21 protein-coding genes are annotated in these 22,655 nt (G+C 52.4%); 4 read left to right on the plus strand and 17 right to left on the minus strand.

The annotated features are described in order from the left end of the window. Positions 1-93 precede the first annotated feature (93 nt). The 15 genes from glmU to asnC all read right to left on the minus strand — a co-directional run bounded on the left by glmU (position 94) and on the right by asnC (position 14,198). Entirely contained in the window at positions 94-1,464 is a 1,371-nt protein-coding gene (glmU, locus tag ACLJQJ_RS22375; RefSeq protein WP_000934851.1) for a bifunctional UDP-N-acetylglucosamine diphosphorylase/glucosamine-1-phosphate N-acetyltransferase GlmU, read from the minus strand. Positions 1,465-1,783: 319 nt separating this feature from the next. Continuing rightward, the gene (locus ACLJQJ_RS22380) at positions 1,784-2,482 is read right to left on the minus strand and encodes a Bax inhibitor-1 family protein (protein ID WP_000009908.1); all 699 of its coding nucleotides are present in this window, start codon (positions 2,480-2,482) and stop codon (positions 1,784-1,786) included. Between the two features lie 229 nt (positions 2,483-2,711). Continuing rightward, a complete protein-coding gene (locus tag ACLJQJ_RS22385) occupies positions 2,712-3,131 on the minus strand; it encodes a F0F1 ATP synthase subunit epsilon (RefSeq protein WP_001251971.1) in 420 nt (139 codons plus the stop codon). Between the two features lie 20 nt (positions 3,132-3,151). Beyond that, a complete protein-coding gene (gene atpD / locus ACLJQJ_RS22390) occupies positions 3,152-4,534 on the minus strand; it encodes a F0F1 ATP synthase subunit beta (RefSeq protein ID WP_000190499.1) in 1,383 nt (460 codons plus the stop codon). Between the two features lie 26 nt (positions 4,535-4,560). Next, positions 4,561-5,424, minus strand: a complete 864-nt coding sequence (gene atpG, locus ACLJQJ_RS22395) for a F0F1 ATP synthase subunit gamma (RefSeq protein WP_000896506.1) — start codon at positions 5,422-5,424, stop codon at positions 4,561-4,563. A 50-nt stretch (positions 5,425-5,474) separates the two neighbouring features. Continuing rightward, entirely contained in the window at positions 5,475-7,016 is a 1,542-nt protein-coding gene (gene atpA, locus ACLJQJ_RS22400) for a F0F1 ATP synthase subunit alpha (protein WP_001176751.1), read from the minus strand. A 12-nt stretch (positions 7,017-7,028) separates the two neighbouring features. Beyond that, entirely contained in the window at positions 7,029-7,562 is a 534-nt protein-coding gene (gene atpH / locus ACLJQJ_RS22405) for a F0F1 ATP synthase subunit delta (protein WP_001288957.1), read from the minus strand. A gap of 14 nt (positions 7,563-7,576) precedes the next feature. After that, complete coding sequence (atpF, locus tag ACLJQJ_RS22410) at positions 7,577-8,047, minus strand: F0F1 ATP synthase subunit B (RefSeq protein WP_001052212.1); 471 nt, start codon at positions 8,045-8,047, stop codon at positions 7,577-7,579. Positions 8,048-8,106: 59 nt separating this feature from the next. Beyond that, positions 8,107-8,346, minus strand: a complete 240-nt coding sequence (gene atpE, locus ACLJQJ_RS22415) for a F0F1 ATP synthase subunit C (RefSeq protein WP_000429386.1) — start codon at positions 8,344-8,346, stop codon at positions 8,107-8,109. 46 nt (positions 8,347-8,392) lie between these two features. Then, positions 8,393-9,208 (minus strand): F0F1 ATP synthase subunit A, encoded by an 816-nt coding sequence (atpB, locus tag ACLJQJ_RS22420; protein WP_000135632.1) that lies wholly within the window; start codon positions 9,206-9,208, stop codon positions 8,393-8,395. A gap of 8 nt (positions 9,209-9,216) precedes the next feature. Continuing rightward, positions 9,217-9,597, minus strand: a complete 381-nt coding sequence (atpI, locus tag ACLJQJ_RS22425) for a F0F1 ATP synthase subunit I (RefSeq protein WP_000116685.1) — start codon at positions 9,595-9,597, stop codon at positions 9,217-9,219. Positions 9,598-10,212: 615 nt separating this feature from the next. Continuing rightward, a complete protein-coding gene (gene rsmG / locus ACLJQJ_RS22430) occupies positions 10,213-10,836 on the minus strand; it encodes a 16S rRNA (guanine(527)-N(7))-methyltransferase RsmG (protein ID WP_001519938.1) in 624 nt (207 codons plus the stop codon). Between the two features lie 102 nt (positions 10,837-10,938). Further along, positions 10,939-12,828 (minus strand): tRNA uridine-5-carboxymethylaminomethyl(34) synthesis enzyme MnmG, encoded by a 1,890-nt coding sequence (gene mnmG, locus ACLJQJ_RS22435; RefSeq protein ID WP_000499872.1) that lies wholly within the window; start codon positions 12,826-12,828, stop codon positions 10,939-10,941. A 378-nt stretch (positions 12,829-13,206) separates the two neighbouring features. Further along, entirely contained in the window at positions 13,207-13,650 is a 444-nt protein-coding gene (mioC, locus tag ACLJQJ_RS22440; protein ID WP_000763722.1) for an FMN-binding protein MioC, read from the minus strand. An 89-nt stretch (positions 13,651-13,739) separates the two neighbouring features. Continuing rightward, a complete protein-coding gene (gene asnC / locus ACLJQJ_RS22445) occupies positions 13,740-14,198 on the minus strand; it encodes a transcriptional regulator AsnC (RefSeq protein ID WP_000433018.1) in 459 nt (152 codons plus the stop codon). Positions 14,199-14,348: 150 nt separating this feature from the next. Between asnC and asnA the strand changes: the two genes are divergently transcribed. Continuing rightward, on the plus strand, positions 14,349-15,341 hold the full coding sequence (gene asnA / locus ACLJQJ_RS22450; protein ID WP_000845123.1) for an aspartate--ammonia ligase: 993 nt from the start codon (positions 14,349-14,351) through the stop codon (positions 15,339-15,341). Positions 15,342-15,345: 4 nt separating this feature from the next. Here asnA and viaA read toward each other — a convergent pair whose 3' ends face one another. Beyond that, positions 15,346-16,797 carry an ATPase RavA stimulator ViaA gene (gene viaA, locus ACLJQJ_RS22455; protein ID WP_000956588.1) on the minus strand — a complete coding sequence of 484 codons (1,452 nt, stop codon included), beginning with the start codon at positions 16,795-16,797 and terminating at the stop codon, positions 15,346-15,348. Continuing rightward, on the minus strand, positions 16,791-18,287 hold the full coding sequence (gene ravA / locus ACLJQJ_RS22460) for an ATPase RavA (protein ID WP_000940987.1): 1,497 nt from the start codon (positions 18,285-18,287) through the stop codon (positions 16,791-16,793). Before ravA ends, viaA begins: the two co-directional genes overlap by 7 nt. Positions 18,288-18,634: 347 nt before the next feature. On the opposite strand from ravA, the gene kup reads away from it, so the two are divergent. The 3 genes from kup (at position 18,635) to rbsA (ending at position 22,652) form a co-directional block, all read left to right on the plus strand. Beyond that, entirely contained in the window at positions 18,635-20,503 is a 1,869-nt protein-coding gene (gene kup, locus ACLJQJ_RS22465) for a low affinity potassium transporter Kup (protein WP_000102338.1), read from the plus strand. Positions 20,504-20,719: 216 nt separating this feature from the next. Further along, positions 20,720-21,139, plus strand: coding sequence for a D-ribose pyranase (rbsD, locus tag ACLJQJ_RS22470; RefSeq protein ID WP_000715944.1), 420 nt, complete (start codon positions 20,720-20,722; stop codon positions 21,137-21,139). A gap of 7 nt (positions 21,140-21,146) precedes the next feature. After that, the gene (gene rbsA / locus ACLJQJ_RS22475; RefSeq protein WP_000339366.1) at positions 21,147-22,652 is read left to right on the plus strand and encodes a ribose ABC transporter ATP-binding protein RbsA; all 1,506 of its coding nucleotides are present in this window, start codon (positions 21,147-21,149) and stop codon (positions 22,650-22,652) included. The last annotated feature ends 3 nt before the right edge of the window (positions 22,653-22,655 follow it).

A 22,655-nucleotide genomic window follows, 5' to 3' on the forward strand; every position in this document is an offset into this window, starting at 1 on the left:
ATTTTTATAAGTACTGCTCATGGAGCGGAGGATTATTTTATCCTCTCATCTCCGGTCTGCCGGATGGCGCTGACGCTTATCCGGCTTACAAAATCACTTTTTCTTCACCGGACGCTGCCAGCCTTGCTTATGCACCTGCGGCACGCGGCTTAATACCAGTTCATTGTCGGCTACATTACGGGTGACGGTAGTCCCTGCGGCGATGGTGGCCCCTTTACCAACAGTAACCGGCGCCACCAGTTGGGTATCGGAGCCGACAAACACATCGTCGCCAATAACCGTTTTGAATTTGTTCGCACCATCATAGTTACAGGTGATGGTCCCCGCGCCGATATTCACGTTGTCGCCAATTTCCGCATCGCCCAGGTAGGTCAGATGGCCGGCTTTAGAACCTTTACCGAGACGCGCTTTTTTCATCTCAACGAAATTGCCGACGTGAGCGCCCGCTAACAGCTCCGCGCCGGGACGCAGGCGAGCAAACGGGCCGATGGTGCAGGCCGCTTCCAGATGCGCATCTTCCACCACGCTGTATGGGCTAATTTCGCAGTCATCGCCAATAACGCTGTTTTTAATAATGCAGCCCGCGCCGATCTTCACGCGGTGACCGAGCGTTACATAACCTTCGATGATAACGTTAGCGTCAATTTCGACATCCATTCCACAATGAAGGGTGCCGCGGAGATCAAAACGTGCCGGATCGCGCAACATAACGCCGGATAACAGCAGTTTCTCCGCCTGTTCGGCCTGGTAAATACGCTCCAGACGAGAAAGCTGTAGACGGTTATTCACGCCGTCCGTTTCGCTGATGCGAGCCGGATGCACCGCGGCGATTTCCCGTCCTTCCTGATAAGCCAGCGCAATGATATCAGTGATGTAATATTCACCCTGCGCATTATTGTTAGTCAGCTTAGACAACCAGCGTTTCAGGTCCGCGCCGTTGGCGATCAGAATACCGGTGTTAATTTCCTGGATCTGACGCTGTTCATCAGTGGCGTCTTTATGTTCAACGATGCCGGTCACTTTACCGTTTTCACGCGTAATACGGCCATAGCCGCTCGGATCGTCCAGCTTCACGGTTAATAACCCAATACCACCCTGCGGTTTGGCATCGCGCAGGCGCTGTAAGGTTTCAACCGAAATCAGCGGCACGTCGCCGTAAAGCATTAAAATATCTTCATCGTCGCTAAAGAAGGGCGCGGCCTGCTGCATTGCGTGACCTGTTCCCAACTGTTCCGCCTGAAGCACCCAGTTTAGCTTGTCATCTTTCAGGGTCTGTTTTAACAACTCGCCACCGTGGCCATAGACCAGATGAACCTGTGCGGCCCCTAATTTAGTAGCTGCATCAATGACATGCTGCACCATGGGTTTACCCGCCAGCGTGTGCAGCACTTTAGGAATATCGGAATACATGCGCGTGCCTTTACCTGCGGCAAGGATCACTACGCTCATAGCACTATTTAACATACGCGTCCTGACTGTAATTTGAGAACGAATTTATACTGTTTCACGTTGAAAATACTACATTTTTTTCATCGTAAAATGGAAGAAGGATAAAACGCTCACCGGGATAAAAACCCCGCCTGCTAATGAATCATTTTCGTTCATTACCGCGCCTCTTGTCTCCTGAAAAGTAAAAACACCCGCGTATTGGCAACGTAGTCCGATGTTTTTGCTGTTTTTTTACTCCATAAATAAAGAAGATAACGTAATAAAGCGCAGGGGAGTCAGAAAAGCAAAAACCAGCGACAGAGGCCGCTGGTTTTCCGTTGCGCGTATTTTTTACTTAATTACGCGACATAAAAATCCGCAAAATATACCAGAACATGGTCGCGATAGAAGCAAACAGATGTAATGCCGCGCCAGCAGGGCGATCGGTAGGGTAATGGTGAATAATGTTAGAAGTATCGTAAAGTATAAACCCGGCGCACAGCAGTACCATCAGCGCAGAAAACCAGACGCCCAGCGAGAAGCCGCAGATGACGCTGGCAATAATCGCGCCAAAAGCAATGAACCCAGCCATAGTCAGAAACGAGCGCAGAAAAGAAAAGTCTTTTTTTATGGAAAAAGCGGTAAACGTCAGGCCGCCGACCAGCAACAGAGTCGTTATTGCCGCCGCGCCAATGCTCGACGGGTTAATATACGCCGCCACCGTTAACAGGGGGGCAAAAATCAGGGATTCTGCCAACACATAAATCCCCAGCCCGATAAGTTGCGTTTGATTAGTCCCCGCATTATCCGCCAGACGGGTCGCCAGCATTCCCACCAGCATAAAAGCGCCGAGAACAACCAACCAGCTATATCTTCCACCAGCCAGCAGCACATCAAGCGCATACTCCCCGACCCCTATAAAACTCCACGCCGCGCTCAATACGATAAAACCGACGATGGCGACGGCGAGATGAAGATAAGCGCGACGAATAAAGGTAGTACGATCAATCCTTGAGTCGGGTTGTGGACCCGCAAAGGATGGCTGAAATGACATAGTAATAATCCCTCATTTTATGCAATAAAAACGCATCCATTCCTTCCTTCTTCGCACAATGTGCAGATGCCAATGACAGAAAGAAGGATTTAATGAAAACAGCGCTGTCGCTGAAAACGCGTCGCCTTCAGCCGCTTGTTTTTGTCGTTGCTAGTTTATCGAATAAAAATTGAGAGGATAAAAAAAAACCAGTCCGCAATCAGACTGGTTTTATGCTTTCAAGCCGGTGTTACATCGCTTTTTTGGTCAACTCGATAACGCGCAGTTTAGCGATCGCTTTGGCCAGTTCCGCAGACGCCTGAGCGTAATCCACGTCACCGTGCGAGCTCTTAATGTGCTCTTCGGCTTTACGCTTCGCTTCCAGGGCTCGCGCTTCGTCGAGATCCTGACCGCGAATCGCGGTATCCGCCAGAACGGTCACGCTGCCAGGCTGCACTTCCAGAATGCCGCCGGACAGATAGATAAACTCTTCATGACCGTGCTGCTTAACGATGCGAATCATACCAGGCTTAATGGCGGTGAGCAGCGGCGCGTGCCCCGGGTAAATCCCCAGTTCGCCTTCGCTACCCGTAACCTGGATTTTCTCGACCAGACCGGAGAACATTTGTTGCTCCGCGCTGACGACATCCAGGTGGTAAGTCATTGCCATATCACCCTCCGATTAAGGCGTTAAAGTTTTTTGGCTTTTTCCACGGCTTCGTCGATGGAACCGACCATGTAGAACGCCTGCTCCGGCAGGTGATCGTATTCGCCTTCCATAATGCCTTTAAAGCCACGGATGGTGTCTTTCAGGGAAACGTATTTGCCCGGAGAACCGGTAAATACTTCCGCCACGAAGAACGGCTGGGACAGGAAGCGCTGAATTTTACGCGCGCGAGCTACCACCAGTTTATCTTCTTCAGACAGTTCATCCATACCGAGGATGGCGATGATGTCTTTCAGTTCCTGATAACGCTGCAGGATGGACTGAACGCCACGCGCGGTGTCGTAGTGTTCCTGACCAACAACCAGCGGATCCAGCTGACGGCTGGTGGAGTCCAGCGGGTCAACGGCCGGGTAGATACCCAGGGATGCGATCTGACGGCTCAGTACCACGGTTGCATCTAAGTGCGCAAAGGTGGTGGCTGGAGACGGGTCAGTCAAGTCATCCGCCGGTACGTATACCGCCTGTACGGAGGTGATAGAACCGGTTTTGGTGGAGGTGATACGTTCCTGCAGAACGCCCATCTCTTCCGCCAGAGTCGGCTGGTAACCTACTGCGGAAGGCATACGGCCCAGCAGTGCGGATACTTCCGTACCGGCCAGGGTGTAACGATAGATGTTATCGACGAACAGCAGTACGTCACGACCTTCGTCACGGAATTTCTCCGCCATGGTCAGACCGGTCAATGCAACGCGCAGACGGTTTCCCGGCGGCTCGTTCATCTGGCCATACACCAGGGATACTTTATCGATAACGTTGGAGTCGGTCATTTCGTGGTAGAAGTCGTTACCCTCACGAGTACGTTCACCTACGCCCGCAAACACAGAGTAACCGGAGTGCTCGATCGCGATGTTACGGATAAGCTCCATCATGTTTACGGTTTTACCTACACCCGCACCACCGAACAGACCGACTTTACCGCCCTTCGCGAACGGACACATCAGGTCGATAACTTTGATACCGGTTTCCAGCAGTTCCTGAGAGTTTGACAACTCTTCGTAGGAAGGCGCTGCGCGGTGAATCGCCCAACGCTCTTCTTCGCCGATCTCGCCTTTCATGTCGACCGGTTCGCCCAGGACGTTCATGATACGACCCAGCGTGGCTTTACCTACCGGGACTTCGATCGGGTGTTCGAGATCTTTTACATCCAGACCGCGACGCAGACCGTCAGAAGACCCCATCGCGATGGTACGCACGATACCGCCGCCAAGCTGCTGCTGAACTTCCAGCACCAGCTTCTCATTACCATTCTGCACCTCAAGGGCATCGTACACGCGTGGTACGGCATCCTGAGGGAACTCGACGTCGACCACGGCGCCGATTACCTGGACAATCTTTCCAGTAGCCATCTTAAATCCTCTACGAAATAACCTGGTTAAACCGCGGCGGCCCCCGAGACGATCTCGGTGAGTTCCTGAGTAATGCTGGCCTGACGAGCTTTGTTGTATACCAACTGCAGCTCTTTAATCAGGCTGCCGCCATTATCGGTTGCGGCTTTCATCGCCACCATTCGTGCGGCCTGCTCGCTGGCCAGGTTTTCTACCACGCCCTGATAAACCTGAGACTCCACATAACGACGCAGGAGAGTATCCAGCAGCGCTTTCGGGTCTGGTTCATACAGGTAATCCCAGGCTTTACGCTTCAGATCATCATCTTCTGACGCCGGCAACGGCAGCAGTTGAGTGATCGTCGGCACCTGAGACATGGTGTTAATAAATTTGTTGCTGACAATGTAAAGCTTGTCCAGACGGCCTTCGTCGTAGGCCTGCAACATCACTTTAACCGGACCGATCAGTTCGGACAGAGAAGGGTTATCCCCCATACCTGTCACCTGAGCGACAACGTTGCCGCCTACGGAATTAAAGAATGACACGCCCTTAGAGCCGATCATTGCGAGTTCGCACTGAACGCCTTTATCGGACCATGCCTTCATATCCGCCAGCAGCTTTTTGAACAGGTTAATGTTCAAGCCACCGCACAAACCACGGTCGGTCGACACTACCAGGTAGCCCACGCGTTTAACGTCGCGCTCTTCCAGGTAGGGGTGCTTATATTCCAGATTACCGTTCGCAAGGTGACCAATCACTTTGCGCATGGTCTCTGCATAAGGACGGCTGGCCGCCATGCGATCCTGCGATTTACGCATTTTGGAAGCGGCGACCATCTCCATCGCTTTAGTGATCTTTTGCGTGTTCTGGACGCTTGCGATCTTACTACGTATCTCTTTTGCGCCGGCCATGAGCTTCTCCTCAATGCCTTACGGCCTGCCCTAAGGCAAGCCGCCAGACGTTACCAGGACTGGGTTGCTTTGAAGGAATCGAGGATGCCTTTCAGCTTGCCTTCGATTTCGTCGTTATAGCCACCGGACTGGTTGATCTCTTGCATCAGCGGAGCGTGATCACGGTCGACGTAAGCCAACAGTGCGGCTTCGAAGCTACCGATTTTCGCCAGTTCGACATCCGCCAGATAACCACGTTCTGCTGCGAACAGAACCAGAGACTGCTGCGCGACGGACATCGGCGCATACTGTTTCTGTTTCAGCAGTTCGGTCACTTTCTGACCGTGGTCAAGCTGTTTACGGGTGGCATCGTCAAGGTCGGATGCAAACTGAGAGAACGCCGCCAGTTCACGATACTGCGCCAGCGCGGTACGAATACCACCGGACAGTTTTTTCATGATCTTGGTCTGGGCTGCGCCACCTACACGGGATACCGAGATACCCGGGTTAACCGCAGGACGAATACCAGCGTTAAACAGGTTAGATTCCAGGAAAATCTGACCATCGGTAATCGAAATTACGTTGGTCGGAACGAACGCGGAAACGTCACCTGCCTGCGTTTCGATAATCGGCAGCGCGGTCAGAGAGCCGGTTTTCCCTTTCACTTCACCTTTGGTGAAGGCTTCGACGTAGTCGGCGTTAACACGCGCAGCACGCTCCAGCAGACGAGAGTGGAGGTAGAATACGTCGCCCGGGAATGCTTCACGTCCTGGCGGACGACGGAGCAGCAGGGAGATCTGACGGTAAGCAACAGCCTGTTTAGACAGGTCATCGTAAATGATCAGTGCATCTTCGCCGCGGTCACGGAAGTATTCGCCCATTGCGCAACCGGCATACGGCGCCAGATATTGCAGCGCAGCGGATTCGGACGCGGTTGCCACCACTACAATGGTGTTAGCCAGCGCGCCGTGTTCTTCCAGTTTACGCACCACGTTAGAGATGGTGGACGCTTTCTGGCCGATAGCGACATAGATACATTTGATGCCGGAGTCGCGCTGGTTGATGATGGCGTCGATAGCCAGCGCGGTTTTACCGGTCTGACGGTCACCGATGATCAGTTCACGCTGACCACGACCGATTGGGATCATGGAGTCAACGGCTTTATAGCCGGTCTGCACCGGCTGATCAACAGACTGACGATCGATAACGCCCGGCGCAATCGCTTCAACGGCAGAGAAGCCGTCATTATCAACCGGACCTTTACCGTCAATTGGCGCACCCAGGGTGTTCACCACACGTCCCAGCAGACCGCGGCCAACCGGAACTTCCAGGATACGACCCGTACATTTAACCTTCATGCCTTCGGCAAGGTCAGCGTATGGCCCCATGACTACCGCACCCACAGAGTCGCGCTCCAGGTTCAGTGCGATAGCGTAACGGTTACCCGGCAGGGAGATCATTTCACCCTGCATACAATCGGCCAGGCCGTGAATGCGGATAACACCGTCACTGACAGAAACAATAGTACCTTCGTTGTGAGCTTCGCTCACCACATTGAACTGAGCAATGCGCTGCTTGATCAGTTCGCTGATTTCGGTGGAATTCAGTTGCATGCTCCAGTCCCCTTAAGACTGCAAGACGTCTGCAAGGCGCTCAAGACGGCCGCGTACGCTGCCATCAATGACCATATCACCCGCCCGGATGATAACGCCTGCCATTACAGACTTATCGATTTTGCAATTCAGCTTCACTTTGCGTGACAGACGTTTTTCCATCGCGGCGCTGATTTTCGAAAGCTGCTCTTCACTCAATGCGGTTGCCGACGTAACTTCTACCTCGGAGGTAGCTTCACTGGCGGCACGCAGATGAATAAACTGCTCCAGAACATCCGGGAGCGCGTTCAGACGATTATTTTCAGCCATCACCCGAATCAGGTTCTGACCGTTTTCGTCTAACTGCTCACCGCAGACTGCGATAAACGACTCAGCGAGCGTTTCCGGCGCCAGCGCGCCAGAGAGAAGCTCTGCCATTTGTTCGTTCTTGGTTACCTCGGCGGCAAACGCCAGCATATCCTGCCAGCGCTCTACACTTTGGTGTTCAACGGCAAAGTCAAAAGCTGCTTTGGCGTAGGGGCGAGCTACCGTAACAAATTCAGACATCAGCCCCTCCCTCCTTACAGTTCAGCGACAAGTTTATCCACGATGTCGCTGTTAGCAGCTTCATCCACGGAACGTTCGATGATCTTCTCGGCGCCAGCAACAGCCAGGATAGCAACTTGCTTACGCAGCTCTTCACGGGCGCGTTTACGCTCGGCTTCAATTTCCGCCTGCGCCTGCGCCACGATTTTAGTACGTTCCTGCTCTGCTTCAGTTTTGGCTTCGTCCAGGATCTGAGCGCGGCGTTTGTTTGCCTGCTCGATGATTACCTGAGCTTCCGCTTTCGCTTTTTTCAGCTGGTCGGTCGCGCTGGCCTTTGCAAGGTCAAGATCCTTATGTGCTCGTTCAGCAGAAGCGAGACCGTCAGCAATTTCTTTCTGACGTTTCTCGATGGCTGCCATTAACGGCGGCCATACGTACTTCATGCAAAACCAGACAAAGAGAATAAACGCGATGGCCTGGCCGAGGATTGTTGCGTTAAGATTCACAGCACAATGCCTCTATCTAGTTAACCTTCTGATATTGCTCTTAATTCAAGCAACGCTTACTACGCGACAGCGAACATCACGTACAGACCCAGACCTACAGCGATCATCGGGATAGCATCCACCAGACCCATAACGATAAAGAACTGAGTACGCAGCAGAGGAATCAGATCAGGTTGACGCGCCGCGCCTTCCAGGAATTTACCCCCGAGGATGCCGATACCGATCGCAGCACCGATTGCCGCCAGACCCATCATCACAGCGGCAGCCATGTACAGCAGATCCATATTCAGGTTTTCCATGACAGTCTCCAGTTTGTTTCAGTTAAAACGTAGTAGTGTTGGTAAATTAATGCTCTTCGGACGCCATCGACAGATAGACAATCGTCAGAACCATGAAAATGAAGGCTTGCAGCGTAATAATCAGGATGTGGAAAATGGCCCACGGCACATTCAGAATCCACTGTGACCACCACGGCAACAGACCAGCAATCAGAATGAAAATCAGCTCACCGGCATACATGTTGCCGAACAGTCGCAGACCGAGAGAAACCGGTTTGGACAGCAGACTTACCCCTTCAAGGATTAAGTTGACAGGAATGAACGCCCAGTGATTGAACGGCTGCAGCGTCAACTCTTTTGCGAAGCCGCCGATGCCTTTCATTTTGATGCTGTAGAACAGAATAAGGATGAATACGCCCAGCGCCATCGACAGGGTGATGTTGACGTCAGCAGACGGCACCACGCGCGTTGCCGGCAGACCCAGCCAATGCTCAGCGATATACGGCAGCAGGTCGATAGGCAGTAAGTCCATCAGGTTCATAAGGAATACCCAGACGAAAATCGTCAGGGCCAGCGGCGCAATCAGCTTGCTTTTGCCATGGTACATGTCTTTGACGCTGCCATGCACAAAGCCGACTATCAGCTCAATCGCGGTCTGAAACTTGCCTGGCACGCCGCTGGTCGCTTTTTTAGCAACGCTACGGAACATCACCAGAAACAACAGACCCAGCACCACCGAGAAGAACATGGAGTCAATATTGAGCGTCCAGAAGGTGGCTGGGGGGTTCTGCGGATCCACCAGCGAGAAAGTACGCAGGTCCAGCTGAAGGTTATTCAGATGGTGTCCTATGTATTCCTGCGGCGTCATATTTTCTGAAGCCATGATGCCTTTTACCCTTTGTTGTTAATTACAGCCGGCGCCAGTATCTGAACCACCAGCACCAAAACCCACGTAACGATCAGCGGCAAAAACACCGCCTTTAAAACCGCCAACGCCACCACCAGTAAAACCAGCATCGCTAACACCTTGAAGGCTTCACCGAAGGCGAAAGTCCAGGACACGCGGCCCTTAGCAGGTGTATGCGCCTGGTGACGCCAGGCAAATATCATAAACAACATATTAGGCAGTGCCACTGCCAATCCCCCACATACTGCAGAGATGCCCCAGAAGGGGTCTTTGAGGCAAAACAGCAATCCACTTGCTATTACCGCCAGAAACTGAATGAACAGAAGCTTACGAGCAACGTTTCGACTCACGAGCGACACAGACATCACGTTTTTACTCCTGCTCACTTCGAGGTATGCCGCGTGTCGTATAAAACGTTCTTTAAGACTTAGAGTCAAGCATCAAAAAGCGGTCAAATTATACGGTGCGCCCCCGTGATTTCAAACAATAAGTAGCCAAAAGGTGAATAAATGTTTAAATATTTTTCTCTGGCCCGCATTTTTAACTTTTAGCCAAAGTGTGAACGATCGTACAAAACTGCAAATAGCGCGAAAACACTGGCGATAAAGCGTGCACCAGATCACACATTAAACATATTCATGCTTACGCAATTCATTTACGTGTCAATTCATGCCTTTTCATCTTTTTGATATTTAAGCGTAAAACCAGGTACTGTTTTAAAAATACCAGCTTACACCTTAAAAACGCCCCATTGACATTTATAATAAAAATTTAACAAGCAAAAGTGATTTTTCGATTCGATTTTTAGCAGACTGATATTTACAAAGTTGATTACTCTCTGTTTTAACAAAAGAAGCGACGTTGTCATGTTGAAACGAAACCGTAAATCCAGAGTTAAATGTAACAACGCTGAAATGCGTTATACCTGTCGATTTTTAACACAAGCCGCGTCGTTTTTTTTCTATTTTTTTTGATAAAAATTAAACTTTGTTTGACTTAATAATCACCAGATGCCGCTCGCCTTCCAGTTGCGGAACGCGTAATTTTTCAACAGATTCGACGCTAAAATTGTCAGGTAGTGAGGCAATTTCATCCCCTGGCAATTGCCCTTTTAAGGCATAAAAACGCCCTTTCTCTCCCGGCAGATGGTGACACCAGCTCACCATATCATTCAACGATGCGAAAGCGCGGCTGATAACGCCATCAAACGGCGGTTCGGAGGGATAGGCTTCAACGCGGCTTTGAACCGGCGTGATGTTTTCCAGTTTCAGTTCGTGCTGGACCTGACGCAGAAAACGTACCCGCTTGCCCAGGCTGTCGAGTAAGGTGAAATGCGCGTCAGGGAGAACAATAGCCAGCGGGATGCCCGGCAGCCCCGGTCCTGTTCCTACGTCGATAAAACGCTGTCCCTGAAGATACGGCGCAACGACTATGCTGTCGAGAATATGGCGTACCAACATTTCGTTGGGATCCCGCACTGACGTCAGGTTGTATGCTTTGTTCCATTTGTGCAGCATATCAACGTAGGCGACCAGCAGCGTTTTCTGGTGATCGGTAAGAGAAATACCGGCATCAGCCAGCAGACGAGAGAGTTTGTTGAGCACGGTCATTACCTGTTAATAATCAAATGCCCGATGCGCTTTCGCTTATCGGGCCTACAAATTTGTAGGGCGGGCAAGCGAAGCGCCCCCGCCAAATTAGTGTTATCAAGCGCTACGACGCAGCATACCTTGTTTTTTCAGCCATACCAGCAGAATGGAGATTGCCGCTGGCGTAACGCCGGAGATACGCGATGCCTGGCCGATAGACGCCGGTTTATGATCGTTCAGCTTGGCGATAACTTCGTTCGACAGACCGGAAACCTGACGATAATCCAGCGTGGCAGGCAGCAACGTATTCTCGTTACGTAGTTGTTTTTCAATCTCATCCTGCTGGCGAGCGATATAGCCTTCGTATTTGACCTGGATTTCCACCTGCTCAGCGGCTTGCTCATCTTCAAGCGCAGGCGCGAATGCGGCAAGCGAAGTGAGCTGCGCGTAGGTCATTTCCGGACGACGCAACAGATCTTCGCCGCTGGCCTCACGGGAGAGAGGCGTGGTCAAATGCGCATTCACTTCATCGGCGGATTCCGCAGACGGCGTTACCCATGTCGATTTCAGCCGCTGACGTTCGCGTTCGATATTTTCCAGCTTCTCGTTGAAGCGCGCCCAGCGTTCATCATCCACCAGACCCAGCTCGCGGCCCATTTCAGTCAGACGCAGATCGGCATTGTCCTCACGTAGCATCAGACGATATTCGGCACGGGAGGTAAACATGCGATACGGCTCTTTGGTGCCCAGCGTACAGAGATCGTCCACCAGCACGCCGAGATAAGCCTGAGAACGCGCAGGCGCCCAGCCCTCTTTGTCGGCGGAAAGACGCGCGGCATTCAGACCAGCGAGCAAGCCCTGCGCCGCAGCCTCTTCATAGCCGGTAGTACCGTTGATTTGACCAGCAAAGAACAGGCCGTGAATAAATTTACTTTCCAGCGTCGGTTTCAGATCGCGCGGGTCGAAGAAATCGTACTCAATCGCGTAACCAGGGCGAACGATCTTCGCGTTCTCCATACCCTGCATGGAACGGACAATCTGCATCTGCACGTCAAACGGCAGGCTGGTGGAGATACCGTTAGGGTAAATCTCGTTAGAGGTCAGTCCTTCCGGCTCCAGGAAGATCTGGTGCTGGTTACGATCGGCAAAACGCATCACCTTGTCTTCGATCGAAGGACAGTAGCGTGGGCCGATCCCTTCGATCACGCCAGCGTACATTGGGCTACGATCGAGGTTATTACGAATCACGTCATGGGTTTTCTCATTGGTATGCGTGATGTAACACGGCACCTGTTGCGGATGCTGAGAAGCATTCCCCATAAACGAGAAAACCGGCATCGGGTTATCGCCATGCTGTTGAGCCAACACGCTGAAATCGATAGTACGCGCATCAATACGCGGCGGTGTGCCGGTTTTTAGGCGGCTGACGCGTAGCGGAAGCTCACGCAGACGGCGAGACAGCGGGATGGATGGCGGATCGCCAGCACGACCGCCGCTGTAGTTATCCAGACCAATATGAATTTTGCCGTCGAGGAAGGTTCCGACGGTCAGCACCACCGCTTTCGCGCGGAATTTGAGCCCCATTTGGGTCACAGCGCCGACAACGCGATCGTTTTCGACAATCAGATCTTCAACCGCTTGCTGGAAGATCATCAGATTCGGCTGATTCTCCAGCGCGGTACGCACCGCCTGGCGGTATAAGACTCGATCCGCCTGAGCCCGGGTAGCGCGAACGGCCGGACCTTTGCTGGCATTTAGTATCCTAAACTGAATACCTGCCTGATCGATCGCTTTCGCCATCAGACCGCCGAGCGCATCCACCTCTTTTACCAGATGTCCCTTTCCAATACCGCCGATCGCCGGGTTGCAGCTCATCTGTCCCAACGTGTCAATATTGTGTGTCAAAAGCAGAGTCTGTTGACCCATACGCGCTGCGGCCATCGCGGCCTCAGTGCCTGCATGACCCCCGCCAATAATAATGACGTCAAAAGGATCCTGATAAAACATGGTAATTGCCTCGCATAACGCGGTGTGAAAATGGATTGAAGCCCGGGCGGTGGATTCTACTCAACTTTAGCCGATGGAGAAAGCCCCGGGATCCGGGCTATTAAAAAGAAGATCTTTTTATTTAGAGATCTGTTCTATTGTGATCTCTTATTAGGATCGCACCAGGCTGTGGATAACCCGGATCCTGTAATAAAGATCAATGCGTTGGAAAGGATCACTAGCTGTGAATGATCGGTGATCGTGGCCCGTATAAGCTGGGATCAAAACAGGTACTTATACACAACTCAAAAAGTGAACAACGGTTATTCTTTGGATAACTACCGGTTGATCCAAGCTTTCCACCAGATTTATCCACAATGGATCGCACGATCTTTACACTTATTTGAGTAAATTAATCCAGGATCCGAGCCAAATCTCCGCTGGATCTTCCGGAATCTCATGTTCAAGGATGTTGATCTTCAGTGTTTCCCCAACCTGTTTTGCGCCAGCGCCTTTCAGTTCCGCTTCTATTTTCTCAATCGCGCCGCAAAACGTGTCGTATTCTCGACTGCCAATGCCAATTGCGCCGAAACGTACCGCGGAAAGATCGGGTTTCTGCGTCTGAAGGTCTTCATAGAAAGGGGTCAGGTTGTCCGGAATGTCTCCGGCGCCGTGCGTTGAGCTGATTATCAGCCAGATCCCGGAAGTTGACAGATCCTCTAATAACGGACCGTGCACCGTTTCGGTTGAAAAACCGGCAGCTTCCAGCTTTTCCGCCAGATGTTCCGCGACGTATTCGGCGCCGCCCAGGGTGCTGCCGCTGATAAGAGTAATGTCTGCCATTGATCGCTCGCTCAGGTAAAGAGGCTGCATTGTACTCTGTGAACGAGCTGGGATCTACCTGTGGAAAAATGTGGGATTAAAAAAGCCGATCATGGCTTGATGGTGCGCATGATCGGGTTCTGCAAGACGATCAGTGTCTCAGTGGACTGAATTTCATCAATTGTTTGGATCTTGTTGATAAGTACGTGCTGAAGCGCGTCGATTGATTTGCACATCACTTTTATAAAGATGCTGTAGTGACCGGTGGTGTAATACGCTTCCGTCACCTCATCCAGGCTTTCCAGCCGGGCCAGTGCGGAGGGATAGTCTTTGGCGCTTTTGAGGATGATGCCAATAAAGCAGCCCACATCGTAGCCCAGTTGTTTAGGGCTGACGTCAATCCGTGCGCCCGTAATGATCCCGGCCTGCTTCATTTTCTCGACGCGAACGTGAATGGTTCCAGGGCTAACGCCAAATTGTTTGGCCAGTTCGGCGTAGGCAGTGCGGGCATTTCCCATTAAGGCGTCAAGGATGCCGCGGTCCAGATTGTCGATCTGATAATTTTCCATCGCTTTTTCTTATGCAGATTAATGATTATCTCTATTTTAGCCATTATTTTTAACGAATCAAAACCGAAGTTAGCTTTTTATCTGTTGATTATTGAATAGTGCTCTCGTTTTGTTGCTTAATCATAGGCAACAGGACGCAGGAGTAAAAAAATGAAAACCGCTTACATTGCCAAACAACGTCAAATTAGCTTCGTGAAATCACATTTCTCTCGCCAGCTGGAGGAGCGTCTGGGTCTGATTGAGGTCCAGGCGCCGATCCTGAGTCGCGTAGGGGATGGTACGCAGGATAATTTGTCCGGCTGTGAAAAAGCGGTGCAGGTAAAAGTGAAAGCGTTGCCTGACGCCCAGTTCGAAGTGGTGCATTCACTGGCGAAGTGGAAACGTCAAACCCTGGGGCAACATGACTTCAGCGCGGGCGAAGGGCTGTACACGCACATGAAAGCCCTTCGCCCCGATGAAGACCGACTCTCTCCGCTCCACTCGGTCTATGTGGATCAGTGGGACTGGGAGCGTGTCATGGGCGATGGCGAGCGCCAATTTTCCACCCTGAAAAGCACAGTAGAGGCTATATGGGCAGGAATTAAGGCGACGGAAGCAGAAGTGCATAAACAGTTTGGTCTGGCGCCGTTCCTGCCAGAGCAAATTCAGTTTGTTCACAGCCAGGAGCTGTTGTCTCGCTATCCGGATCTGGATGCGAAAGGGCGCGAACGCGCGATCGCCAAAGAACTTGGCGCCGTTTTCCTGGTGGGGATCGGCGGTAAACTGAGCGATGGCCACCGCCATGATGTACGCGCGCCGGATTATGATGACTGGAGCTCCGCATCTGAGCTGGGCTACGCCGGTCTGAACGGCGATATCCTGGTGTGGAACCCGGTGCTGGAAGATGCGTTTGAGCTTTCCTCTATGGGTATCCGCGTAGATGCCGATACGCTGATGCGCCAGCTGGCGTTGACCGGTGATGAAGATCGTCTGCAACTGGAGTGGCATCAGGCGCTGCTGCGCGGCGAAATGCCGCAGACCATCGGCGGCGGGATTGGGCAGTCGCGTCTGACGATGTTGCTGCTGCAATTGCCGCATATTGGTCAGGTACAGTGCGGCGTATGGCCCGCGCAGGTTCGCGAAAGCATTCCTGCTATTTTATAAGCCGTTAGCGCCGCCAGCGTCTCAGCAGGCGGCTTCGCATCCCGGTATCAAAGCGCCAGATATGATCGAAAATGCGCATGATGCCGGGTTTGCCGTGTGCCGACATCGCCACCGCATGGAATCGATGCTGGTGAAGACGCTGCAACTCTCCCACTTTGCTCACCACGTCATCCGGCAAGCGCTGGGCGATAAAATCCGAAATGACCACCGCATCGGCATCAAACCATTCCCGTCCCTGCATTCTTTCAATAATGGCGCGAAAACAGCTGGCGATATCCGTGCCGCCGCGAAAACGTTGACTTAAAAAGCGGATGGCCTGCTCAATACCTTCCGGGCCGGAGAGTTCATAACGCACAACGTCAGTGGAAAACAGCATAATAAAGCAGCGGCGGTTATCCGCCAGCGCAACGCGCATCAACGCCAGGCAGAACGCTTTTGCGCACTGCTCGTTAAATCCCCCCATCGAGCCTGAAGTATCGACGCAGACAATAAACGGTCCGCGCGGCTGCTCGTCGACATCCTGGTGTACTACCGGCCGTTCGGTCACTTTCTCACGCCACGCTTCGCCATGCAGGCGATAGGTGAGGAGCTGTTTTTCCACTAACCGGCGGTAGAATTCATATTCCAGCTCGGTGATGCCGAGCGTCGCCAGCTCTGGCGGCAACAGGCGCAGAATATCATCGCCTTGCTGAATACCGTCAACCTGCTCCGGCACCGTAGCGGGTTCGCGTACCAGTGTACGAAAGGTTTCCATCGGCGCGTCTTTTTTCGGTACCGATTTGGCTTCCCGCGAACGTCCCAGTTGTTCCGCCAGTTGCATTAGCTCCGGCTGGGCGGCGAGAAATTCGCCGTATTTTACGATCAGTTGATAATCACCACGTTTAAGCTGGCCCGCGCTCATATCCCACAGGCGGCCTGCGGCATTATCATTTTCCGCCAGCGTCGGTTCCAGTTGCCCGCTCAGCGTCATCCGTTCCTGAACGTCACTCAGCAACTGCTCGCGCTCTTCTTCCAGTAATTGCTGGTTTAACGTGGTGGCCTGCACGACCAGACTTAACCGCCAGCGTTGCAAAAAAAGCGTGTGTAGCGCAGGGGTAAAGGTACTGTTGCTCTCCGTCAACTGCTTCGCCTGCGCGGCATACGGTGAATGCAGGCGGTGAAGCAACGCCAGTATTTGCGGCAGTTGCACGATGAACTGTGGGGTAGAGAGAAGTTGGCTTTGCTGATAACACATGACCTCTTCCGTGAGTTCCGGCGGAACGCGTGCGTCTTTAAGACGGCTGCGTAGCGCTTCCCGCCAGCGCGGGAGATCGGCGGTCACGGCGTTTTTTAAACGCGGAAACTTTTCAAAGAAAATGACCAGCTGTGGGGAAGCCAGTAGCGCGAGGATCATCTCTTCGACCATTCCCTCTTCGCTGACGGCCAGCATGGTATTTAGCGTATCCAGCGTCAGCATTGTTGCGCCTGGCGGATCTGTTCTCCTACATCCTGCAGGCTGGCCTCAATGCGCCCTAACCAGTCGCTGTGAATAAACAGGCAATGTTGCTGCTCGCTGAAGCGGGTATGCTGCTGGCGCCAGTCGTTTTCTAACGTTTCCAGCTGCTGTTTGATCTCCGCAGGCATACTGTCTTCAGCCGCTCCCGGTAACGCCAGACGGGTACCTTGTAGACTGATGTCGCGCACCACCAGATGTTGAGCGTTATCGACTTCCATATTCAACGTTTGGGCAAAGCCGATCCCGTTCAGTTTGCCGCGGATCTCGCCGCCTTTGGTCAGCCAAAGTTCCAGCGCGCTGCGGTCAAAGGTAATATGGATCACTTCCATATCATGCAGTTTTAGCGGTTTTTGTAGCAATAACGTCAACGTTGACGCGCTGGCTTCCGGCGGTAAAGTGTAATGCGGGCGGCGGCTGAACATACCGCCTTCTTTAATGACGGTGAAGGCGGTTTTATCGCTTTGCTGTTGCTGCAACTGGAGGCGGCGCTGGACGATACCGCCGAGGCGAGTCAGCATGGCCTGCTGCTGCCAGGCGTGTCCGGTCATCAATATTTCCAGTTGCTGTTGCATGAGATTCAGACTCTGCGCGTCATACCACAAGCAATCTTTTAGCAGGATAAGGTCAATCGGCGCAACCGCGTCGCGTCCGCTAAAGAAGGCGCTGGCCTGTAACAGGCGGATGGCTTTCTTCCAGCGACGGTCGGAGACATAAGGCGCATTCGGCAAATTATCCAGCTGTTGGCGCAGAGTAAATATCAGCTCAAAGACCGGATCAGGGAGTGAAATCGCGCCGATATCTTTTTGCCACTGTTGATATTCTTCGTCGCTAACCTGTAACGAGGCGGGGACCGGGTTATCGCTCTCATCCTGCTGACTAACCAGCATGGAGCGGAAATTGGCTTTATCCTGAACTTTATCCAGCCACAGGCGAATCAACATTCGGTCGTACAAGGCTTCCAGGCTGCTGTCCGCTTCGGGCAGTTCGTTAGAGGCCGCCACCAGCAGCCGCATCGGAATTTTTTCCTCAAATGCGCCGTTGCGGAAATGGCGTTCGTTAATGGCGGTCAGCAATGTGTTCAGGATAGCGGGCCCGGCTTTCCAGATTTCATCCAGAAAAACGATTTCGGCTTCGGGAAGGTAGCCGGTCGTTAAGCGTTCATAGCGACCTTCATCTTTCAGCGCCTGAATAGAGAGCGGGCCAAACACCTCTTCCGGCGTGGAAAAGCGTGTCATCAGATATTCAAAAGCGCGGGCGCGCTGGAAAGCAAACTTCAGGCGGCGGGCAATCAGACTCTTGGCGATACCGGGCGGGCCCAACAAAAAGACGCTTTCACCGCTTAATGCCGCCAGTAGGCAAAGGCGTATGGCGTGACTACGTTCATACAGCCCCTTCTCAAGGGCGCTGCTCAGACGGGAAATTCTTTCCGCTAATAAATGTGGGTGAGCCATAATAAAGAGGCGTCCTTTCGACAAATGGATCATGCTAATTGCGAGTATAGACGTTTCACCACCGGGGCTGTAATCGTCTGACGCGCTGTTTATTTTTCTTTGAGCCAGGTTAATCTGGCTTCATTTAGGGGTACGATTTTATGATTAATCGTGCATACTGTGCGCTTTTTTGTGGGCCAAGGGACTAAGCACACATTTCATATCTATACACTCATTCATTCAAACTACATCAAGGCGGCAAAGGAGTGAATCCCCTGGCACTGACTTAAACGTGTGACTGGGGTAAGCGAATGCAGCCGACAAGGAGGTAGTGTGAAGGGTGACGTGTATAAACGAAAGATGAGTCTATGAGCACTGATAATAAGCAATCGTTGCCTGCGATTACCCTCGCAGCTATTGGGGTTGTCTACGGTGATATTGGTACCAGCCCGCTTTATACGCTTCGTGAATGTTTGTCCGGTCAGTTTGGTTTTGGCGTTGAACGAGATGCCGTGTTTGGTTTTCTGTCGCTGATCTTCTGGCTACTCATCTTTGTGGTTTCCATCAAATATCTCACCTTCGTGATGCGCGCCGATAACGCGGGTGAAGGTGGAATTTTGACGCTGATGTCGCTTGCCGGGCGTAATACCTCGGCGCGCACCACATCCATGTTAGTTATCATGGGACTGATAGGCGGCAGCTTTTTCTATGGCGAAGTGGTCATTACGCCGGCGATTTCGGTGATGTCGGCGATTGAAGGCCTGGAGATTGTCGCGCCGCAGCTGGATACCTGGATTGTCCCGCTCTCCATTATTGTGCTGACTCTGTTGTTTATGATTCAGAAGCACGGTACGGGAATGGTAGGAAAACTCTTTGCGCCGATCATGCTGACCTGGTTTTTAATCCTGGCGGTACTTGGCCTACGCAGTATTATCGCCAATCCCGAAGTGTTACATGCGCTGAATCCTGTCTGGGCGGTACGTTTTTTCCTTGAATATAAAACCGTATCGTTTATTGCGTTGGGCGCGGTGGTGCTGTCGATTACCGGCGTAGAGGCGTTGTACGCCGATATGGGACACTTCGGTAAGTTCCCGATTCGCCTGGCGTGGTTTACCGTGGTATTGCCGTCGTTAGTACTGAACTACTTTGGTCAGGGCGCATTGCTACTAAAGCATCCGGAAGCGATTAAAAACCCCTTCTTCCTGTTGGCGCCGGACTGGGCGTTAATTCCGCTGCTGATTCTGGCCGCGCTGGCGACGGTGATCGCCTCCCAGGCGGTAATTTCCGGCGTCTTTTCGCTGACGCGTCAGGCTGTGCGTCTTGGCTATTTGTCGCCAATGCGCATTATCCATACCTCCGAGATGGAGTCCGGTCAGATCTATATCCCTTTCGTTAACTGGCTGCTTTATTTCGCGGTCGTGGTTGTTATTGTTAGCTTTGAGCACTCCAGCAACCTGGCGGCGGCCTATGGCATCGCCGTGACCGGCACGATGGTGCTGACGTCTATTCTTTCTACGACCGTGGCGCGTAAGAACTGGCACTGGAACAAATATTTTGTCGCGCTGATCCTCATCGCATTCCTGTGCGTGGATATCCCGCTGTTCTCGGCCAACCTCGATAAATTGTTGTCCGGTGGTTGGCTGCCGCTGAGCCTGGGCCTGATCATGTTCACGATCATGACCACCTGGAAGAGCGAGCGTTTCCGTCTGTTGCGTCGTATGCATGAACACGGTAATTCGCTGGAAGCGATGATTGCTTCGCTGGAGAAGTCACCGCCGGTTCGGGTGCCGGGTACTGCCGTATACATGTCGCGCGCGCTCAGTGTGATCCCTTTTGCTTTATTGCATAACCTGAAGCACAACAAAGTGTTGCATGAGCGCGTAATCTTACTGACGTTGCGTACGGAAGATGCGCCTTATGTGCATAACGTTCGCCGGGTGCAGATTGAGCAGTTGTCTCCGACATTCTGGCGCGTGGTGGCCAGCTACGGCTGGCGCGAAACGCCAAACGTTGAAGAGGTGTTCCACCGCTGCGGTCTGGAAGGGCTTAGCTGTCGGATGATGGAAACGTCGTTCTTTATGTCGCACGAGTCGTTGATTGTCGGCAAACGCCCGTGGTATTTGCGTCTGCGCGGCAAGCTGTATTTGTTGTTGCAACGCAACGCCCTGCGCGCGCCGGATCAGTTCGAGATCCCGCCTAACCGCGTGATTGAGTTAGGTACGCAGGTCGAGATTTAACCTCCCATCAACATGCCGGGGGCCGCGTTGGCTTACCCGGCCTGGCCAATCCGTAGATTCCCACAAGATAATCGCCATCGGGCGATTATCTTCACCTGATTTCCGCTAGCGAAACGTTTCGACGGCGATCACAATTCTGTTACGTCATGATGGTTTTATGAACACATCCAGGGTTACACTGCGGCCAGCGAAACGTTTCGCTAGTGGAGCAGAAAAATGAAGAAAGGCACCGTACTCAACTCTGAAATCTCGTCGGTCATTTCCCGTCTGGGGCATACTGATACTCTGGTGGTCTGTGATGCGGGTTTACCCATCCCGAATAGCACTGCGCGTATCGATATGGCACTAACCCAGGGCGTACCTTCTTTTATGCAGGTGGTGGATGTCGTGACCCGGGAAATGCAGGTTGAGGCGGCGATTCTTGCAACGGAAATCAAACAACAGAATCCGCAGCTCCACGAAACGTTGCTCACTCACCTTGAGCAACTGCAGCAACACCAGGGAAACACCATAAAAATTAGTTATACGACACACGAACAATTCAAAAAATTGACTGCAGACAGTCAGGCGGTGATTCGCAGCGGGGAGTGTTCCCCGTATGCGAACGTCATTCTTTGCGCTGGCGTCACTTTCTGAGGCCGCTATGGACGCATTACTGCAACTCAAAGGGATCGATAAAGCGTTCCCCGGCGTGAAGGCTCTCTCCGGCGCCGCGTTAAACGTTTATCCTGGCCGCGTTATGGCGCTGGTGGGGGAAAACGGCGCCGGAAAATCCACCATGATGAAAGTATTAACCGGCATCTATACGCGAGATGCGGGATCGTTGTTATGGCTGGGTAAAGAGACCACCTTTAACGGGCCTAAATCGTCTCAGGAAGCCGGGATCGGCATTATTCATCAGGAACTGAACCTGATCCCGCAGTTGACCATTGCGGAAAACATCTTCCTGGGCCGTGAATTTGTTAATCGCTTTGGCAAAATCGACTGGAAAAAGATGTATGCCGAAGCCGACCAGCTCTTAGCCAAACTCAATCTGCGCTTTAAGAGCGATAAGCTGGTGGGCGAACTCTCTATCGGCGATCAGCAAATGGTGGAAATCGCCAAAGTGCTGAGCTTCGAATCCAAAGTCATCATTATGGATGAACCGACCGATGCGCTGACCGACACTGAAACCGACTCTCTGTTCCGCGTTATCCGCGAATTAAAATCGCAGGGGCGCGGCATTGTCTATATCTCTCACCGTATGAAAGAGATTTTCGAAATTTGCGATGACGTGACGGTCTTCCGCGATGGGCAATTTATCGCCGAGCGTGAAGTGGCCACGTTGACCGAAGATTCTCTTATCGAAATGATGGTGGGACGTAAGCTGGAAGATCAGTACCCGCATCTGGATAACGCGCCGGGTGAGATTCGCCTGAAGGTCGATAATCTGTGCGGACCGGGCGTGAATGATGTCTCTTTTGTGCTGCGAAAAGGCGAGATTCTTGGCATCTCCGGCCTGATGGGCGCCGGTCGCACCGAGCTGATGAAAGTATTGTACGGCGCGATGCCGCGAACCAGCGGTTATGTGACGCTCGATGGACACGAAGTGGTGACGCGTTCTCCGCAGGACGGGCTGGCCAATGGCATCGTTTATATCTCTGAAGACCGTAAGCGCGATGGACTGGTGCTCGGCATGTCAGTTAAAGAGAATATGTCGCTGACGGCGCTGGACTATTTCAGCCGCGCTGGCGGAAGCCTGAAACACAAAGATGAGCAGCAGGCGGTGGGGGATTTTATCCGTCTGTTCAACGTCAAGACGCCGTCAATGGAACAGGCGATAGGCCTGCTTTCTGGCGGTAATCAGCAAAAAGTGGCGATTGCCCGCGGGTTGATGACGCGCCCGAAAGTGCTCATTCTTGATGAGCCGACCCGCGGCGTGGACGTCGGCGCCAAGAAAGAGATTTACCAGCTTATCAACCAGTTTAAGGCCGACGGCCTTAGCATCATTCTGGTCTCATCTGAGATGCCAGAAGTATTAGGCATGAGCGATCGCATCATCGTCATGCATGAAGGGCATCTCAGCGGTGAATTTACTCGCGAGCAGGCCACCCAGGAAGTGTTAATGGCTGCCGCAGTGGGCAAGCTTAATCGCGTGAATCAGGAGTAAAAA

This window comes from Salmonella sp. SAL04202 (assembly GCF_046550775.1).
GTDB lineage: Bacteria > Pseudomonadota > Gammaproteobacteria > Enterobacterales > Enterobacteriaceae > Salmonella > Salmonella enterica.

Excerpts from the sequence above, each read along its gene's own strand:
- glmU (WP_000934851.1), bottom strand. The coding sequence starts at position 1,464 with ATGTTAAATAGTGCTATGAGCGTAGTGATCCTTGCCGCAGGTAAAGGC.
- ACLJQJ_RS22380 (WP_000009908.1), bottom strand. The coding sequence starts at position 2,482 with ATGTCATTTCAGCCATCCTTTGCGGGTCCACAACCCGACTCAAGGATT.
- ACLJQJ_RS22385 (WP_001251971.1), bottom strand. The coding sequence starts at position 3,131 with ATGGCAATGACTTACCACCTGGATGTCGTCAGCGCGGAGCAACAAATG.
- atpD (WP_000190499.1), bottom strand. The coding sequence starts at position 4,534 with ATGGCTACTGGAAAGATTGTCCAGGTAATCGGCGCCGTGGTCGACGTC.
- atpG (WP_000896506.1), bottom strand. The coding sequence starts at position 5,424 with ATGGCCGGCGCAAAAGAGATACGTAGTAAGATCGCAAGCGTCCAGAAC.
- atpA (WP_001176751.1), bottom strand. The coding sequence starts at position 7,016 with ATGCAACTGAATTCCACCGAAATCAGCGAACTGATCAAGCAGCGCATT.
- atpH (WP_001288957.1), bottom strand. The coding sequence starts at position 7,562 with ATGTCTGAATTTGTTACGGTAGCTCGCCCCTACGCCAAAGCAGCTTTT.
- atpE (WP_000429386.1), bottom strand. The coding sequence starts at position 8,346 with ATGGAAAACCTGAATATGGATCTGCTGTACATGGCTGCCGCTGTGATG.
- atpB (WP_000135632.1), bottom strand. The coding sequence starts at position 9,208 with ATGGCTTCAGAAAATATGACGCCGCAGGAATACATAGGACACCATCTG.
- atpI (WP_000116685.1), bottom strand. The coding sequence starts at position 9,597 with ATGTCTGTGTCGCTCGTGAGTCGAAACGTTGCTCGTAAGCTTCTGTTC.
- mnmG (WP_000499872.1), bottom strand. The coding sequence starts at position 12,828 with ATGTTTTATCAGGATCCTTTTGACGTCATTATTATTGGCGGGGGTCAT.
- mioC (WP_000763722.1), bottom strand. The coding sequence starts at position 13,650 with ATGGCAGACATTACTCTTATCAGCGGCAGCACCCTGGGCGGCGCCGAA.
- asnC (WP_000433018.1), bottom strand. The coding sequence starts at position 14,198 with ATGGAAAATTATCAGATCGACAATCTGGACCGCGGCATCCTTGACGCC.
- asnA (WP_000845123.1), top strand. The coding sequence starts at position 14,349 with ATGAAAACCGCTTACATTGCCAAACAACGTCAAATTAGCTTCGTGAAA.
- viaA (WP_000956588.1), bottom strand. The coding sequence starts at position 16,797 with ATGCTGACGCTGGATACGCTAAATACCATGCTGGCCGTCAGCGAAGAG.
- ravA (WP_000940987.1), bottom strand. The coding sequence starts at position 18,287 with ATGGCTCACCCACATTTATTAGCGGAAAGAATTTCCCGTCTGAGCAGC.
- kup (WP_000102338.1), top strand. The coding sequence starts at position 18,635 with ATGAGCACTGATAATAAGCAATCGTTGCCTGCGATTACCCTCGCAGCT.
- rbsD (WP_000715944.1), top strand. The coding sequence starts at position 20,720 with ATGAAGAAAGGCACCGTACTCAACTCTGAAATCTCGTCGGTCATTTCC.
- rbsA (WP_000339366.1), top strand. The coding sequence starts at position 21,147 with ATGGACGCATTACTGCAACTCAAAGGGATCGATAAAGCGTTCCCCGGC.